11 protein-coding genes are annotated in these 13,322 nt (G+C 70.2%); 3 read left to right on the plus strand and 8 right to left on the minus strand.

What is annotated here, in order from left to right; genetic code table 11:
- Positions 1 to 165: 165 nt before the first annotated feature.
- Positions 166 to 573 carry a cobalamin B12-binding domain-containing protein gene (locus ACN27G_RS25085; RefSeq protein WP_421495216.1) on the minus strand — a complete coding sequence of 136 codons (408 nt, stop codon included), beginning with the start codon at positions 571 to 573 and terminating at the stop codon, positions 166 to 168.
- Positions 574 to 972: 399 nt separating this feature from the next.
- Here ACN27G_RS25085 and ACN27G_RS25090 point away from each other — a divergent pair, with 399 nt between their 5' ends.
- Together ACN27G_RS25090 and ACN27G_RS25095 are read left to right on the plus strand one after the other, a co-directional pair.
- Positions 973 to 1,704 (plus strand): M23 family metallopeptidase, encoded by a 732-nt coding sequence (locus ACN27G_RS25090; RefSeq protein ID WP_421495217.1) that lies wholly within the window; start codon positions 973 to 975, stop codon positions 1,702 to 1,704.
- Positions 1,705 to 1,977: 273 nt separating this feature from the next.
- Positions 1,978 to 2,871 carry a M23 family metallopeptidase gene (locus tag ACN27G_RS25095; protein WP_421495218.1) on the plus strand — a complete coding sequence of 298 codons (894 nt, stop codon included), beginning with the start codon at positions 1,978 to 1,980 and terminating at the stop codon, positions 2,869 to 2,871.
- A gap of 83 nt (positions 2,872 to 2,954) precedes the next feature.
- Here the strand turns inward: ACN27G_RS25095 and pcrA are convergent, their stop codons facing one another.
- Complete coding sequence (pcrA, locus tag ACN27G_RS25100; protein WP_421495219.1) at positions 2,955 to 5,360, minus strand: DNA helicase PcrA; 2,406 nt, start codon at positions 5,358 to 5,360, stop codon at positions 2,955 to 2,957.
- A 287-nt stretch (positions 5,361 to 5,647) separates the two neighbouring features.
- On the opposite strand from pcrA, the gene ACN27G_RS25105 reads away from it, so the two are divergent.
- Positions 5,648 to 5,977: a chorismate mutase gene (locus tag ACN27G_RS25105; protein ID WP_421495220.1), complete on the plus strand. Its 330-nt coding sequence runs from the start codon at positions 5,648 to 5,650 to the stop codon at positions 5,975 to 5,977.
- A gap of 256 nt (positions 5,978 to 6,233) precedes the next feature.
- Here ACN27G_RS25105 and ACN27G_RS25110 read toward each other — a convergent pair whose 3' ends face one another.
- The 6 genes from ACN27G_RS25110 to ACN27G_RS25135 form a co-directional block, all read right to left on the minus strand.
- Positions 6,234 to 7,265, minus strand: coding sequence for an ABC transporter ATP-binding protein (locus ACN27G_RS25110; protein WP_421495221.1), 1,032 nt, complete (start codon positions 7,263 to 7,265; stop codon positions 6,234 to 6,236).
- Complete coding sequence (locus ACN27G_RS25115) at positions 7,246 to 8,292, minus strand: ABC transporter ATP-binding protein (RefSeq protein WP_421495222.1); 1,047 nt, start codon at positions 8,290 to 8,292, stop codon at positions 7,246 to 7,248. The genes ACN27G_RS25110 and ACN27G_RS25115 overlap by 20 nt, the downstream gene beginning before the upstream one ends.
- Positions 8,293 to 8,300: 8 nt before the next feature.
- Entirely contained in the window at positions 8,301 to 9,242 is a 942-nt protein-coding gene (locus tag ACN27G_RS25120; RefSeq protein ID WP_421495223.1) for an ABC transporter permease, read from the minus strand.
- A gap of 84 nt (positions 9,243 to 9,326) precedes the next feature.
- On the minus strand, positions 9,327 to 10,253 hold the full coding sequence (locus tag ACN27G_RS25125) for an ABC transporter permease (RefSeq protein WP_421495224.1): 927 nt from the start codon (positions 10,251 to 10,253) through the stop codon (positions 9,327 to 9,329).
- A gap of 182 nt (positions 10,254 to 10,435) precedes the next feature.
- Positions 10,436 to 12,070: a peptide ABC transporter substrate-binding protein gene (locus tag ACN27G_RS25130; RefSeq protein ID WP_421495225.1), complete on the minus strand. Its 1,635-nt coding sequence runs from the start codon at positions 12,068 to 12,070 to the stop codon at positions 10,436 to 10,438.
- Positions 12,071 to 12,637: 567 nt separating this feature from the next.
- Positions 12,638 to 13,321 carry a response regulator gene (locus ACN27G_RS25135; protein WP_421495226.1) on the minus strand — a complete coding sequence of 228 codons (684 nt, stop codon included), beginning with the start codon at positions 13,319 to 13,321 and terminating at the stop codon, positions 12,638 to 12,640.
- Position 13,322 lies beyond the last annotated feature (1 nt).

Raw genomic sequence — 13,322 nt, forward strand, 5'->3', positions numbered from 1 at the left:
GTGCGTCCGGCCTCTCCCCCATCGCGCACCGATCCGCTCGCCGGTTCTCCGTCCTTCGAGGATGATGCCGGGCGTCGACGAGATGCCGTCGTTCGAGGAGATGCCGGAACGGACCGGGAAGGCGCGGGCCGGGGTCGAGCAGGCGTCGGGACCGGTCGCGGCGTTTCAGCCGACGACGGGCTGACCCACGTTGGCCCGCACCCACTCCACGATCGAGCCGGTGGTGGCGCCCGGGGTGAAGATCCTTGCCACGCCGATCCGCTCCAGCTCCGGGATGTCCGCCTCCGGAATGATCCCGCCGCCGAAGACGACCAGGTCCGCCGCGTCCCGCTCGGCGAGCAGTTCCAGCACCCGGCGGAAGAGCGTCATGTGCGCCCCGGAGAGCACCGAGAGGCCGATCGCGTCGGCGTCCTCCTGGATCGCCGTCTCGACGATCTGCTCGGGCGTCTGGTGCAGGCCGGTGTAGATGACCTCCATGCCGGCGTCCCGCAGGGCTCGGGCGACCACCTTGGCGCCCCGGTCGTGCCCGTCCAGGCCGGGCTTGGCGACGACGACCCGGATCCGAGAACTCATCAGCGCAACACCTCTCCAGGACACCGGTCAGACCCACCTTAACGAACGGTAACCCAGTCGCCGACCACCCGGGAAGCCATCCGGCGATCCCCCGAGCAGCGGCTCCGGGATCGCCCCGAGTCACACCGACCCGATGACAGGATGCTGCCGACACGGTGACTGAGCGTCAATAACGAGGTCGGTCGCAAAAGGTTACGAGATATGGCATTCCATGACGGACAACCGCACAGCGATCCGGCAATATGGCGCTGCGACTTGTGGCGCGCCTAGGGGTTGGCTACCGTGGCCCACGGTTGCCATCAGGTCCATGACCGGGTGACAACGCGGTCAACCGGAGTTCACCTCGATCCTCGAACGCCGGTGACGGTCGCAACACTGACCCGACAACGGAGGGTGTGCGTGCGCCAGCGCCTGTCGTCTGAGCCCGATCGCTATCGAGGGCGACGACGCGTCCCCACGCCCCCGCGCAGCCGTTACGCCGCCGTCGTCACCACCGCGTTCGTCGGCGCCGGCGTCGTCGCGCTCGGCGCGGGAGCTCTGCCGGACGCCAAGGCGGTCAGCCCGTCCGCACTCGCCGACCTGGAGAAGGCCGCCGCCACCAGCGAGGATCTGAGCGCCCGGGCCGCCGACGCCGAGGCCGAGCGGGCATCCCGGACCGACGACCGGGAGGACGGGCTCGCCTCCACGCTGGCCGCCGCCCCGGAGGTCTGGCGGCTTCCGCTGGAGGAATATCACTTCACCTCGCCCTACGGGATGAAGTGGAACAAGCTGCACGCCGGCATCGACCTGGCCGCCGTCGAGGGCACGCCCTACAACGCGGTGCACGCCGGCACGGTGACCAAGGCCGGCTGGTACGGCGGATACGGCTACTGCGTCATCGTCCAGCACCCCGACGGGACCGAGTCCATCTACGGGCACTCGTCGAAGTTGCTGGTGAGCGAGGGGCAGGAGGTCAAGGCCGGCGATCCGCTCGGCCTGGTCGGCAACACCGGCCACTCCTACGGCTCCCACCTGCATCTCGAGCTGCATGTCAACGGCAAGCCGACGGACCCGATCCCCTACCTGCGGGACCGGGGAGTGGACATCCAGCTCCAGGTCGACGACCTTTACGGAGAGGTACCCGTTTCCTGACTCTCCGTAACGTTACTTTACCGCCCGACCGGCACCGGTCGGGCGGTTTTTCGTATTCCGGCGGCCCGGCGAAGTTCCCTCCGTCACACCGGCCGGGGTGACCCGCCGCACACCGGCGGTACGCCGGAAAGCGCCCAGCCGTCGGCATTTCCGGCGTAACCCCGGCCACCGTTCCCCGCCCACCGGTCCACTCCGACGCCCCGGCGGCGATCAGGCACCGGCCCGCCGCCACGATTTCCGGGTCCATGCCCCCGCCTCCGGAAGGGACCCGTCGTGCCGGAGACCGACCCGACCCAGCCCGACCCGACCCAGCCCGACCCGACCGGCGCCGCCGAGCCGACCGTCCGCGCCACGCCGAACGATGCCACGACGCCGAGCGCTGATCCGCAGGGCCCCGGGCCGGGCCCGCGCCGCGGCCGGACCGGCGTCGCCCGGCACCGGCTCGGCCGCCGCCGCCCGTATCTCGTCCCCGGGCTGGTCGCGCTGCTCGTTGTCGCGGTGGCCGGCGCGGTGACGGCGGTGACCGTCGGCGCGGGCGGCGACCGGGCGTCCGAGCGGGTCCCGGTGGCGGATCAGGAGGCGGCGCGGGCCGCCGCCGCACGACGCGCCGACCGGTCCGCGCGGGAGGGCATCCCCACGGCCACCCCAGCTCCGACGCCGAGCGCCGCCACGCCCAGCACCTCCACCAGCGGCACACCGGCAACCGCCGGACCGGCCCGCAGCAGCACGCCCGCGAAGAAGGCGAGCCCGGCCGCCAGCCGCACGGCGCCGGCCTGGATCAACCCGATGCCGGGCGCCGGCGTCACCTCCTGTTACGGCCCGCGCTGGGGGACGATGCACGCCGGCGTCGACCTGGCGATGCCGGCGGACACCCCGATCCGGGCCGCCGGAGCCGGCACGGTGGTGAACACCGGCTGGGTCTTCGCCGGATACGGCATCTCGGTGGTCGTCGACCACGGCAACGGCTACCTGACCCACTACGCCCACCAGAGCCGGACCGTGGTCAGCGTCGGCCAGCGGGTCACCCCCGGCCAGGTGATCGGGTACGAGGGTGCCACCGGCGACGCCACCGGACCGCACCTGCACTTCGAGGTGCACGAGGGGCTGTGGAACCAGATCGACCCGGCCCCCTGGATGCGGGCCCGCGGCGTCGACCTGGGCTGCTGACCGGGCGCCCTGGTGGCACCTCGCCGACGCATTCCACGAACCCTGCGCAACCCCTGGCGGGCCGCTCGTCGCCGGTGGCTCCGTCAGAGCTTGTCGATCGGGGCGTGCCGGAGCACCAGCCAGAGCGTCTGGTCGCCGAAGTCGATCTGGGCCCGGGCGCCCGGACCGTGCCCCTCGACCGCCAGCACCCGGCCGAGGCCGTACCGCTGGTGGTTGACCCGGTCCCCGACGGCGACCTTGGGCGGCTGCTTCAGCTCGCTGGCGGTGCTGAGCCGGCTCCCGTCGATGCCGAGCCGCGAGGCGAGCTGGGCGGCCTTCGGCGTACCCCCGGCAAAGCCGCCGCCCCGGTGTCCGCCGGAGCGTTCCTCGGCGCCGGACCGGCCACCCACGCCGCCGCCCGTCCCCGACCACGACGTGTACGCGGCGCCGGTGCGCTCCCAGCGGACCAGGTCGCCGGGCAGCTCGTCGACGAACCGGGACGGTGGGTTGTATGAGGGCTGCCCCCAGGCCGACCGGGTCACCGCCCGGGAGAGGTAGAGCCGCTTGCGGGCCCGGGTGATCCCGACGTACGCCAGCCGGCGCTCCTCCTCCAGCTCCCGGTTGTCGCCGAGCGCGCGCAGGTGCGGGAAGACGCCGTCCTCCAGGCCGGTCAGAAAGACCACCGGGAACTCCAGGCCCTTGGCGGTGTGCAGGGTCATCAGGGTCACCACGCCCTGGTGGTCAGGGTCGTCCGACGGCACCTGGTCGGCGTCGGCGACCAGCGCGACCTGCTCCAGGAAGCCGGCCAGGGTCGCGCCGGTGCCGCCCTCGTCGGCCAGCGCCTCGACCCGCTCGGTGTACTCCCGGGCGACGCTCACCAGCTCCTGGAGGTTCTCCACCCGGCCGGCGTCCTGCGGATCGATGCTCTCCTCCAGCTCGCCGAGGTAGCCGGAGCGGGTGAGGGCCGCCTCCAGCACCTCCTCCGGCAGGGCGGTTCCGGCCAGCTCGCGCAGCTCGTCGAGGAGCGAGACGAACTCGGCGATGGCGTTGGCGGCCCGGGTGGAGATGCCCGGCGCCTCGGCCGCCCGGCGCAGCGCGGCGCCGAACGAGATCCGGTCCCGGGTGGCCAGCGCCTCCACGCATGCCTCGGCCCGGTCGCCGATGCCCCGGCGCGGGGTGTTCAGGATGCGCCGGATGCTTACCGTGTCGTCGTCGTTGACCACCGCGCGGAGGTAGGCAAGGGCGTCCCGGACCTCCTTACGCTCGTAGAACCGGACCCCGCCGACCACCTTGTAGGGGAGGCCGACCCGGATGAAGACCTCCTCGAAGACCCGGGACTGGGCGTTGGTGCGGTAGAAGACCGCGACGTCACCCGGACGGGCCGCACCGGCGTCGCAGAGCCGGTCGATCTCCCGGCCCACCCAGTCCGCCTCGGCGTGCTCGGTGTCGGCGACGTAGCCGACGATCTGCTCGCCGGCCCCCGCCTCGCTCCAGAGCCGCTTCGGCTTGCGGGAGCTGTTGCGCTCGATGACCGCGTTGGCGGCGTTGAGGATCGTCTGGGTGGAGCGGTAGTTCTGCTCCAGCAGGATGGTGCGGGCGTCGGTGAAGTCCCGCTCGAACTCGAGGATGTTGCGGATCGTGGCGCCCCGGAACGCGTAGATCGACTGGTCGGCGTCGCCGACCACGCAGAGCTCGGCGGGCTCCAGCCCCGGCGTGCCGCCCACCAGCTCCTTGACCAGCGTGTACTGCGCGTGGTTGGTGTCCTGGTATTCGTCGACCAGAACGTGCCGGAAGCGACGACGGTAGCTCTCCGCGACGTGCGGGTGCGACTGGAGCAGGTGCACGGTCGTCATGATCAGGTCGTCGAAGTCCAGCGCGTGCGCCTCGGTCAGCCGCCGTTGGTAGAGCGTGTATGCCTCGGCGAGTGCCCGTTCGTTCGGCCCCGACGCCCGGGCGGCGAAGGTCTCCGGGTCGATCAGCTCGTTCTTCAGGTTGGAGACCTGGGTGGTCAGGCCGCGCGCCGGATAGCGCTTCGGATCGAGGTCGAGCTCGCGGGTGACAAGCTGCATCAGCCGGCGCGAGTCGTCGGCGTCGTAGATCGAGAACGTCGACTTCAGGCCGGCGTGCTCGTGCTCGGCCCGCAGGATGCGTACGCAGGCCGAGTGGAACGTCGAGACCCACATCAGCCGGGCCCGCCCGCCGACCAGCGCGGCGACCCGGTCCTTCATCTCACCGGCCGCCTTGTTGGTGAAGGTGATCGCGATGATCTGCCCCGGGTGCACGTCCCTGGCGGCGAGCAGGTACGCGATGCGGTGGGTGAGCACCCGGGTCTTGCCCGAGCCGGCGCCCGCCACGATCAGCAGCGGCGAGCCCGAATGGGTCACCGCGTCCCGCTGCGGCCCGTTCAGCCCTGCCAACAGGGCCTGCGGGTCAGCGGGCGAGGGCCGGCGGCGCGGCGCGTCCTCGGCCGGAGGGACGGAGGGCGGCGGGGGTTCGAAGAGAGCATGCATCGCTCCGCGAGTCTATGCCGCCGGGCCGACAAGGTACGCCTGCGCCGGGCCGTACGCCCCCACCGGGCCGTCGGGCGGGGATCGGCGATGTGCTTGCCAAGCCATCGCTGGCTGGGCATACTCAAGCCGTGATCCATCGGGTGCGGCCCTACTTTTACTACGGCTCCGGGAGTCCGGCAGCCGTGGGTCGCGCCTGAGACATGACCTACGAAAGCCCCGGGCTCCTGGAGCCCGGGGCTTTTCGCGTCGGGATCCAGGCACCGGGGCCAACTGGCAGGGAGGACCCCATGGCGGCAGAGGTGGCAGCAGAGGTGGCGGAGCAACCCGTCGAGTCGAACGGCGCCGAGCCCGTGACCGGGACCAGCGCACCGGACGCCTCGGAGCACATTCTCGGGCTACGCGGGCGGATCGACGAGATCGACCGCGAGTTGATCGCGCTCTGGCAGGAGCGGGCCGCACTCTCCCAGCAGGTCGGCCGGACCCGGATGGCCTCCGGCGGCACCCGGCTCGTCCTCTCCCGGGAGCGCGAGATCCTGGACCGCTTCCGGGAGGCACTCGGCGCGGACGGCACCCAGCTCGCCCTGCTGCTGCTCCGCGCCGGCCGCGGCCCGCTCTGAACAGCCGGCCCGCAGTGAGCAGCCGGCCCGCACTGAACAGCCGGCCCGCACTAGGCAGCCGGCCGCACTGACCATCCCACGCGCTCTGGACAGCCGGCCCGCGCTACCTGAGCAGCCTGGTGACGCGGGCGGAGCCGGTTGACGCGGGCCCGGGACGCCGGCCGCATGGATGACGGCCCGCGCCCCGGGCAGTGAGGAGGCGTTCTACTACCACCGGTGGCGGCCGGGTCAGGCCCGCCACCGACGCCTGACCGGTCTAGTCGACCATGTGCGCGTGTACCACGTCCCGCTCCTCGGCGAAGTGGCACGCGCTCGGATGCGCCGAACGCTCCCGCTCCACCAGTGCCGGCTCCTGGGTCGCGCAGATCTCCTGCGCCTTCCAGCACCGGGTCCGGAACCGGCACCCCGAGGGCGGGTTGGCCGGCGACGGCACGTCGCCCTCCAGGACGATCTGGTCGCGCTGACCGCGCAGGGTCGGGTCCGGCACCGGCACCGCCGAGAGCAACGCCTGGGTGTACGGGTGCGTCGGCTGCTCGTAGATCTCGTCCTCGACACCGATCTCCACGATCTTGCCGAGGTACATCACCGCGACCCGGTCGGCGATGTGCCGCACCACCGACAGGTCGTGCGCGATGAAGATGTACGAGAGCCCGAGCTCCTGCTGCAACCGCTCCAGCAGGTTGATCACCTGGGCCTGGATCGACACGTCCAGCGCCGAGACCGGCTCGTCACAGACGATGATCTCCGGCTGCAACGCCAGCGCCCGGGCGATGCCGATCCGCTGCCGCTGCCCACCCGAGAACTGGTGCGGATACCGGTTGATGTGCTCCGGGTTCAGCCCGACCAGATCCAGCAGCTCCCGGACCCGGTTCTTCCGGTCCGCCCCCGGGACCACGTCCGGGTGGATGTCGAACGGCTCGCCGATGATGTCGCCGACCGTCATGCGCGGGTTGAGCGAGGTGTACGGGTCCTGCAACACCATCTGGATGTGACGCCGCGCCCGCCGCAGGGCGCCGCCGGCCAGCCGGGTCATGTCCTGGCCCCGGACGTCGATCGAGCCGCTTGTCGGCTTCTCCAGCCCGACCAGCAGCTTGGCCAGCGTCGACTTGCCGCACCCCGACTCGCCCACCACGCCGAGGGTCTCGCCCCGGCGCAGTTGCAGGTCGACGCCGTCGACCGCGCGCACCGCACCGATCTTCCGCTGGAAGACGATGCCCCGGGTGATCGGGAAGTGCTTGACCAGGTCGCGGGTCTCCAGCACCACGTCGTTACCTGACGGCTGGCTCATCGCCGACCACCTCCGTCCAGAAGTGGCAACGCGCCGTCCGGCCCGGTGCCACGTCGTACTGCTGCGGGGCCGGGTCGACCCGGCAGGCGTCGCGGGCGTACCCGCAGCGCGGGTGGAACGGGCAGCCGGCCGGGATCCGGGTCAGGTTGGGCGGCAGTCCCCGGATCACGTTGAGCTGCTGCCCCTTGTGGTCCAGCCGAGGAATGGACTCCAGCAGCGCCTTGGTGTACGGGTGCGCCGGCCGGGCGTAGATGTCCAGCACCGGCGCCTCTTCGACCACCTTCCCGGCGTACATCACCGAGATCCGGTCGGCCACGTCGGCGACCACGCCCATGTCGTGGGTGATCAGGATCAGTCCCATGTTCCGCTCCCGCCGCAGCTCGGCGAGGAGGTTCATGATCTGCGCCTGCACGGTCACGTCCAGCGCGGTGGTCGGCTCGTCGGCGATCAGCACCTTGGGGTCCAGCGCCAGTGCCATCGCGATCATGACGCGCTGCCGCATGCCGCCGGAGAACTGGTGCGGATAGTCGTTGATCCGCTGCCGGGCGGCCGGGATCTTGACCATGTCGAGCAGCTCGATCGACCGCTTCTTCGCGTCGTGCCGGGACATCCCCCGATGCATCCGGAACAGCTCGCCGAGCTGGAATCCGACCGAGAAGACCGGGTTCAGCGCGGAGAGCGCGTCCTGGAAGATCATCGCGATGTGGTTGGCGCGCACCTTGCGGCGCTGCTCCTCGGGGAGCTTGAGCAGGTCGACGCCGCGATAGCGGATCGCACCCCCGGTGACGAAGCCGGGCGGCGAATCGAGAATGCCCATGATCGCCTGGGCGGTGACGGACTTGCCGCAGCCGGACTCACCCAGGATCGCCAGCGTCTCACCGGGATCCAGGTACAGGTCCACCCCGTTGATCGCCTTGGCCACCCCGACCTGGGTACGGAACTCGACGCGCAGACCCTCGACCTCCAGCAGCCGGGCGGACGAGTCCAGCCCCGGCAGGACGTCGATCTCTGCCTTGATATCGGTCATGGGTCAGCTCACCGCAGCCTCGGGTCGAAGGCGTCGCGGATCGCGTCGCCGAGCATGATGAACGCCAGCACGGTCATGGCCAGGAAGACCGACGGCCAGACCAGCGGAGTGGCCGTCTCCCGGACGTACGGCGCCGCCGTCGAGATGTCGATGCCCCAGGAGATGGCGTTGCCCTTCAGGCCGACACCGAGGAAGGTCAGGGTGGCCTCGGTGGCGATGTTGATGCCGAGCAGGATGGTCAGCACCACCACGAAGGGCGCGGCCGCGTTCGGCAGGATGTGCCGGAACATCAGCCGCACCGGGCCGGCGCCCAGCATCCGGGCCGCCGCGACGTAGTCCTGGCTCTTGGCCGCGATCACCGACGAGCGCATGATCCGGGCACCGGTGGTCCAGGTCAGCACCCCCAGGGTGAAGACCACCGCCCAGAAGCCCGAGTTCTGCGGGTCGGCGGAGAGCCGCCGGGCGAGCACGATCGCCGCGAGCAGGGTGGGGATGCCGAGCACGATGTCGATGCCGCGGGCGAGCAGGGCATCGATCCAGCCGCCGAAGTAGCCGGCCGCCATCCCGACGACCAGGCCGATCGTCCCGGCGATCAGGGTGGCGAAGAGCCCGATCAGCACTGAGTTGCGGGCACCGTGGATCGTCCGGGCGTAGACGTCACAGCCCTGGAAGTTGTAGCCGAAGATCGCCCCGCCGGAGGGCCCCTGGTGCTGCCGGGAGAGCGCGCAGGCACCCGGGTCGGCCGAGGTGAACAGGGTCGGGAAGGCCGCCATCGTGACGACCAGCACGACCAGCACCGCGGCTCCCCAGAAGATCCAGTTCCGGCGCAGGTCGTCCCAGGCGTCGCCGGTCAGGCTGCGTGGCTTCTCCGGTCCTGCCTCCGGGGCTCCGGGCGGGCCTCCGGGTATGGCATCGGCCTCGGCCTTGGCCGCAGATTCGACGTTACTCATCGGGCGCCTCGCTCACTCTTGCCCGCCATCTCGCTACGCTCCGCGCCGCCATCAGGCACACACGCGCTGAGCCGGCGGTTTCGCTTACTCATAACGGATCCTCGGGTCGAGGACCGCGTACAGCAGGTCGACGATCAGGTTGACCACCAGGAAGACGATCACCAGGATGCTGACGAACCCGACCACCAGCGGCCCGTCCTCGGTGCGGATCCCCCGGAACAGGTTGAAGCCGACGCCCGGGATGTTGAAGACACCCTCGGTGACGATCGCGCCGGCCATCAGTTGCCCCAGGTCGAGACCGATCAGCGTCACGACCGGGATCAGCGAGTTGCGCAGCACGTGGACGCCGATCACCCGCCGGTTCGCCAGGCCCTTGGCCCGGGCGGTGCGGACGTAGTCCGAGCGGAGGTTCTCCGCGACCGACGCCCGGGTGACCCGGATCTGGGTGGCGATGACCAGACAGCTCAGCACCACCGCCGGAAGGATGAGTTGGTAGAACCCGGGTTCGGCACCGGCTGTCGCGGGAAACCACCGCAGCTGCACGCCGAAGATGAGCTGCGCCAGCGGCGCCAGCACGACGATCGGCAGGGAGAGCAGGATCAGCGTGATGATCAGCGTGGTGTTGTCGAAGAGCCCACCGCGCCGGATCCCGGAGATGATGCCGGCGGTGACGGCGAAGAGCGCCGAGATGATGATCGCGAATACGGCGAGCCGGATGGTCACCGGCCAGGCCTGCTGCATCATGTCGGCGATCGGCCGGTTGGTCAGCGAGATGCCGAAGTCCCCGGTCAGCAGGCCGCGCATGTAGTGGCCATATTGGAGGATGAACGGATCGTCCAGATGGTACCTTTCGGTGAGTGCCTGCCGGACGTTCTCCGGCAGTGGTCGCTCACCCGCCAGAGCCTGGAGCGGGTCGTCCTGGTTGGCGAACATCAGCGCGTACACGATGAAGGTGGCCCCGAAAAACGTCAGGACCCCCTGCAGCACGCGCCGCACGAAGTAGCGGAACATATCCCAAGTCCTTAGCGAGACGAGCATCGGCGACTGCCTGGTGGGCAGCAGACCGTGATGCGCACGGTAGCGACTGCAGCCCCACCGGTCCGATGGCGGGCCGGTGAGGCTCGCACGGACGGTCCGATCCGACCCGGGTTTGGCCGGGTGGACCGGACCGTCCGTGACGTGGAGCAGTCAGGTCAGCTCGTCGCCTCGATCTTGAGGAGCTCGACCTTCTGGAACTTGTCGACCTCGACGTTCTTGACCCGCTCCGAGTGGCCGTAGACGTTCTGGCCGAGCCGCAGCGGAATCACCGGCATGTCGCGGGCGAGGATGTCCTCGGCCTGCTGCCAGAGCTTGATGGCCTCTTCCTCGGTCGGCGCGGCCGAACCCTGCTTGACCAGGTTGTCGAACTCCGGGTTGCTGTAGCCGTAGTAGTTCGACGAACCGTTGGTCCCGTACAGCGGGCCGAGGTAGTTCTCCATCAGCGGGTAGTCCATGATCCAGCCGAGCCGGATCATGCCGACGTCTTCCTTGTTCTCGACCTTGGTGAGCAGGTCGGCGAACTTGGGCTCGCCGACACCGACGCAGTCGACGCCGAGGTTGGCCTTGAGCTGGTTGCAGGTCGCGTCGACCCACGGCTTGTGCCCACCGTCGGCGTTGTACGTGATCTTGATCTGCGCCGGGCCGCCCGCGGCCGCGTAGTCCGCCTTGGCCTTGGCCGGGTCGTAGGTGCACGGCTCGCCGCAGCTGTTCTCGCGGTAGCCGGCCACCGCCGGGGAGACGAACGAGGTCGCCGGGCTCTGCGAGCCACGGAAGATGTTGTCGGTGATCTCCTTGCGGTTGATCGCCATGGAGATCGCCTTGCGGACCTCGACCTTCGAGTACTGCGGGAGGAAGGTCGGGAAGCCGACGAACTGGAAGACCGAGTTCGGGCCGGTCTTGAAGCGGTCACCCAGGTCGGCCGGGGCCTGCGCCAGGTTCTCGATCGGAATCTGGGTCACCACGTCCAGGGCGCCACCCATCAGGTCGGCGTACTGGGCGGTCTGCTCCTGGTAGATCTTGTAGTTGACGCCGCCGACCTTGGGCTTGTCGCCCGGGTACGCGTCGTAGCGCTCGACCTCGATCTTCGAGTCGTGCTGCCAGGTGCCCTTCATCTTGAAGGGGCCGTTACCGATCGGCGCCTGCTCGTAGTCCTCCTTGAGCACGCCCTCGGAGGCCCACGCCGCCTGCGGCAGCGGGTAGAAGACGGTGTAGCCCATCACCGAACGCCAGCCGGAGAACGGCTCGGTCAGCGTCACCGTGAAGGTGAGGTCGTCGACCTTCTTGAGGCCGCTCATGGTCTTCGCCGCCGGCTCCGGAGCCTTCTGCGGGCCCTCTTCGCCGTCCGGGTCCTTGGACTGCAGGTCGTTGTAGCCCTCGATGCGCTCGTAGAAGTACGAGCCGCCGTTGCCGTTCGGGCCGTACGCGCCGTGGTTCCAGGCGTTGATGTAGCTGTCGGAGGTCACCTTCTCGCCGTTGTGGAAGGTGTAGCCGTCCTTCAGCTTGATCGTCCAGACCTTGTTGTCCGTCGACTCCACCGACTCGGCGGCGACCAGGTACGGCTTGTTGTCGGCGTCGAAGTCCACGAGCGGGCTGAAGAGTGCTGCCAGCACCTCGGCACCGTTGGACTCGGTGGTGTTGGAGGGGATCAGGTGCTGCGGCTCGCCGATGCCGATCGACACCAGGGCGTCGGCCGCCGAGGTCTCGTCATCGCCGCCGCCACCGCAGCCTGCCGCCAACAACATTATGGCGGTCGCTCCGACCGCCATCTTTAACGGGAATTGCCCGCGCATGAGTGAAGCCTCCTCAGGGCGCTCACGAGGGACTGTGAGGTGACTGACACTGTGACACTGAGCTGCCTAGCGCGGAAAGGTGCCGTTATCAACCCGTTAGTTGCCGGGCAATGTTTCCGGCGCGTGTACGAGCCACCCCGGCACCCCTCCAATACGGCTCTGAGCTGGGAAAACATGGCCAGCAACAGTTAGGTTGCTGGATGCCCGCCCGGCGCGCTGTGACGTTCCCCGCCTCGCTTCGGACGCTCTCCGATGTCAAGCGCATACCTGCCGTGTTCGGCCGTTCGGGCAACGCGACCCCGGACGGACGGGTAGCCGACAGACGACGGGATAGCGAGATTCATCGATGTAGGGTATCTGAACGTCATCGGTCGGGCACCCTCCGCTCGGCCGATGTCCCACCGGCGGATCCGCCGACGGCGCACCCGCATGGCGGCGGCCGACGGGCCGTGCGACGCGGCCGACGGGCCGTGCGACGCGGCCGACGGGCCGTGCGACGCGGCCGACGGGCCGTGCGACGCGGCCGACGGGCCGTGCGACGCGGCCGCTCCCGCCGGCCGGTTCGGATCAGACCAGGCGGCGGTCGGCGGCCCAGCGGGAGAGCTCGTAGCGGTTGGACATCTGGAGCTTGCGCAGCACGTTCGAGACGTGTGTCTCCACCGTCTTGATCGAGATGAACAACTCCTTGGCGATCTCCTTGTAGGCGTAGCCCCGGGCGAGCAGCCTCAGCACCTCCCGCTCGCGGTTGGTGAGCTGGTCCAGCTCCGGGTCCGCGACCGGCGCGTCCGGCCGGGAGGCGAAGGAGTCCAGCACGAACCCGGCCAGCCGGGGGCTGAAGACCGCGTCGCCGTCGGCTACCCGGCGGATGGCGGCGGTCAGCTCGTCCGGCGAGATCGTCTTGGTGACGTACCCCCGGGCGCCCGCCCGGATCAGCCCGATCACGTCCTCGGCCGCGTCCGATACGCTCAGTGCCAGGAACCGCACCTCCGGGCGGGTACGCCGGACCGCCTCCAGCACCGCCCGACCGCCCCCGTCCGGCATGTGTACGTCGAGCAGCACCACGTCCGGCTCGGTCGCCACGATCCGGGTGATCGCCTCGGTCACCGTGCTGGCCTCGCCCACCACCTCGACGTGCGCGCCCAGCTCGGCCCGTACGCCGGCCCGGAACATCGCGTGGTCGTCGACGAGGAAGACCCGCAGCGGCCGCGGCTCCGGGATGCCCTCCTGCGCCGGCCCCGTCGTCTCGACCATG

This window comes from Plantactinospora sp. WMMB334, assembly GCF_049179095.1.
Lineage (GTDB): Bacteria > Actinomycetota > Actinomycetes > Mycobacteriales > Micromonosporaceae > Plantactinospora.

What these genes read in the sequence shown, in the direction of transcription:
- ACN27G_RS25085 (WP_421495216.1), bottom strand. Translation starts at nt 573, where the DNA reads ATGAGTTCTCGGATCCGGGTCGTCGTCGCCAAGCCCGGCCTGGACGGG.
- ACN27G_RS25120 (WP_421495223.1), bottom strand. Translation starts at nt 9,242, where the DNA reads ATGAGTAACGTCGAATCTGCGGCCAAGGCCGAGGCCGATGCCATACCC.
- ACN27G_RS25125 (WP_421495224.1), bottom strand. Translation starts at nt 10,253, where the DNA reads ATGTTCCGCTACTTCGTGCGGCGCGTGCTGCAGGGGGTCCTGACGTTT.
- pcrA (WP_421495219.1), bottom strand. Translation starts at nt 5,360, where the DNA reads ATGCATGCTCTCTTCGAACCCCCGCCGCCCTCCGTCCCTCCGGCCGAG.
- ACN27G_RS25135 (WP_421495226.1), bottom strand. Translation starts at nt 13,321, where the DNA reads ATGGTCGAGACGACGGGGCCGGCGCAGGAGGGCATCCCGGAGCCGCGG.
- ACN27G_RS25105 (WP_421495220.1), top strand. Translation starts at nt 5,648, where the DNA reads ATGGCGGCAGAGGTGGCAGCAGAGGTGGCGGAGCAACCCGTCGAGTCG.
- ACN27G_RS25130 (WP_421495225.1), bottom strand. Translation starts at nt 12,070, where the DNA reads ATGCGCGGGCAATTCCCGTTAAAGATGGCGGTCGGAGCGACCGCCATA.
- ACN27G_RS25115 (WP_421495222.1), bottom strand. Translation starts at nt 8,292, where the DNA reads ATGACCGATATCAAGGCAGAGATCGACGTCCTGCCGGGGCTGGACTCG.
- ACN27G_RS25110 (WP_421495221.1), bottom strand. Translation starts at nt 7,265, where the DNA reads ATGAGCCAGCCGTCAGGTAACGACGTGGTGCTGGAGACCCGCGACCTG.